Raw genomic sequence first — 873 nt, forward strand, 5'->3', positions numbered from 1 at the left:
GTCCGGTCCGTACTCAAAGGTTGGTAACTGTTGCGGATAAGCCCATGGGCTGGCTCTATACCGGTCCATAGGCACCTTGTAGTCCAGCGCCTGATGGGGCCGTTGCAGGTTATAAACATCACGCCACCGATCAAATGCTGCTTGAGCTTCCTTGAGCGTGGAAAACTGACGCCCTTCAAGTACTTCGGCCTTGAGTGAGCGATGGAAACGCTCAATCTTTCCATTGGTTTGTGGGTGGTAAGGGCGGCTGAAACTGATCCGAATACCCAGACGAATCAACCAGATACTCAGCTCTGTGATTTCACCAGGGTTACGTGGAGAGCCCCAAGGCGGTCCGTTATCAACGTTGATGCGAGCCGGTAATCCGAAGCGCTGGAATACCTCGGTCAACCTTTCTTTCACCGTGGCTCCACGCTCGTTATCACAAGCTTGAATAGCCAAACTGAAACGTGAATGGTCGTCCAGTAAAGTCAGGGGATGGCATCTGCCTTCTTGCGTCGGGAAATGCCCTTTGAAATCCATCTGCCAAAGATTGTTGGGCGCCTCGTGTTCAAACCTCAGCTTTGCCTCTTGCTCCTTCGTAGTCGGCTGAATCAGCCCGTGCCGGTGCAGGACATTGGTAACGGTGCTGGGAGCAATCTGCTTTTTCAAGAGGCTGCTGATCGTGCGCCCACCCCATGCTGGATGGTCTTGTCTGAGCGCTATGACCTGCGCTTCCAGGGCCGGCGTGGTCAGCTTGGGGCTGGTAGCCGGTTTTCGGGATTTATCTTGCAGCCCTGAATGGCCGAGCGTCGCGTAGCGGTTAAGCCACTTGTAAGCCGTCTGCGGACTGATACCGAACCGTCGGCATAGTTCTCGTTTGTTGCTGCCGGG

At 54.8% G+C, this 873-nt stretch carries 1 protein-coding gene; it reads right to left on the reverse strand.

The window, feature by feature from the left end:
- The coding region (locus tag TR61_RS19420; RefSeq protein WP_050932210.1) for an IS481 family transposase at positions 1–873 on the reverse strand (873 nt) is incomplete at both ends.

The organism is Aestuariivita boseongensis, assembly GCF_001262635.1.
In the GTDB taxonomy this organism is placed as follows: Bacteria; Pseudomonadota; Alphaproteobacteria; order Rhodobacterales; family Rhodobacteraceae; genus Aestuariivita; species Aestuariivita boseongensis.